Below are 1,815 nucleotides of genomic sequence, written 5' to 3'. Positions count from 1 at the left end.
CGCCCGGCACGCGCAGCCACACCATGTTCTCCATGAACGGGGAGTGGATCACTTCCGGCGAGCGCGCGAACCACATGCCCTTCGAGATGCTGGCCCAGGCCTGGTAGATGCCGGCCGGGACGAGCGCCATGAACACCATCATCGCGAGGCCGATGTTCAGCAGCCAGAACATCGGCTTGAGGAGGGCGTCCGACCAGGCCAGGCGGTCCGTCAGGCCGCGCAGGCAGAACAGCATCAGGCCCACGCCCAGCATGCCGTACACGCCGAACAGCGCGGCGTGGCCGTGCGCGGCCGTCATGTTCAGGCCCTGCATGTAGTACAGCGCGATCGGGGTGTTGATCGAGAAGCCCAGCAGGCCCGCGCCGACGGTGTTCCAGAAGCCGACGGCGATGAAGCACAGGATCGCCCAGCGGTAGCTCGCCACCCACGGCGCGGCCTTCATGCGCTGGTAGTTGCGGTAGGCCTCGATGCCGATCATCGACAGCGGCACCACTTCCAGCGCCGAGAACATGGCGCCGATCGCGATCACGGCCGTCGGCGTGCCGGTGAAATACAGGTGGTGCAGGGTGCCGAGGATGCCGCCGAACAGGAACACGATGGTCTCCAGCACGATGGCGGCGTTGGCGCTGGCCGCGCGGATCAGGCCCAGGCGGGTAAACAGCAGGGCGATGACGGCCGTGGCGAACACCTCGAAGAAGCCTTCGACCCACAGGTGCACGAGCCACCACCTCCAGTACTCGACCATGGCGTAGTGCGTATGCTGGCCCCAGGTCAGCGACGTGGCGTAGAAGCCGCCGATGCAGACGGCCGCGAGGAACACCATGGCGATCAGGCCGCGGCTCTCGGACGGCTTGCGCAGCGCGGGCCACAGGCCGCGGCCCAGCAGGAAGGCCCAGAACAGCAGGCCGACGAACAGCAGGTATTGCCACACGCGGCCCATGCTGGTGAATTCCAGGCCCTGGTTGCCGAGCCAGAAGCTGAAGTCGACGCCGCGGTGCTGCAGCGTGCCGAGCCAGCCGCACGCGGTCGAGCCGGCGACGATGAACAGCAGCGCGTAGAACAGCACGTTCACGCCCAGCGCCTGGAACTTCGGCTCATGGCCGGAGATGGCGGGCGCGATGTACAGGCCCGTCGCGAGCCACGCGGTGGCGATCCACAGCACGGCGAACTGGGTGTGGATCGTGCGGCTGATCGTGAACGGCAGGATGTCGCCCAGCGGGATGCCGAAGAAGCTGTGGCCTTCGACCGAGTAGTGCGCGGTGATCACGCCCATGCCGACCTGGGCGAGGATCAGCGCGACGACGACGGCGAAGTACTTGCGCGTGGCCTTCATCGACGGCGTGGCCTTCAGCTTGAACAGCGGATCGTCCTTGGGCGGCTTCGGATCGGCTTCTTCTGGCTGCGTGGAGTGGAAGAACACCATGCCGGCGATGGCGCCGATCATGACGATGATGCTGGCGACCGACCAGATGCCGGCGCCGGCCGTCGGGGTGTTGCCGACGAGGGGCTCGTGCGGCCAGTTGCTCGTGTACGACAGCGCGGTTTCGCCCGGACGGTCGGTGGCGGCCGCCCAGGACGACCAGAAGAAGAAGCCGGTCAGCGCGGTGCGGTCGTCCGCGGCGGGCAGGGAGCCGGCGCTCATCGCGTACTGCTCGCGCAGCTTGTCGAGCTTCGGATCGGTGCCGAACAGGCCCGCGTAATGGCTGGCGACGGCCGCGATGGCGGCGGTGCGCTCGGCGCTCAAGGTCAGGGTGCCGGTGGCGGCGTCGTACGTGTTGCGGCGCAGGGCGTCCTTGACGAGGGCGTCGATGCCCG

General features: G+C 68.0%; 1 protein-coding gene. It reads right to left on the bottom strand.

Translation table 11 applies throughout. The features are described 5' to 3' along the window. Positions 1 to 1,815: nitric-oxide reductase large subunit (locus ACEN88_RS30730; RefSeq protein ID WP_413345824.1), on the bottom strand; the 1,815-nt coding region annotated here is incomplete at both ends.

This window comes from Massilia sp. CT11-108 (genome assembly GCF_047302915.1).
Taxonomy (GTDB): domain Bacteria; phylum Pseudomonadota; class Gammaproteobacteria; order Burkholderiales; family Burkholderiaceae_D; genus Telluria; species Telluria orientalis.
Note: the sequence above shows the minus strand (reverse complement) of the source record. Positions and strands in the feature narration are given on the sequence as shown.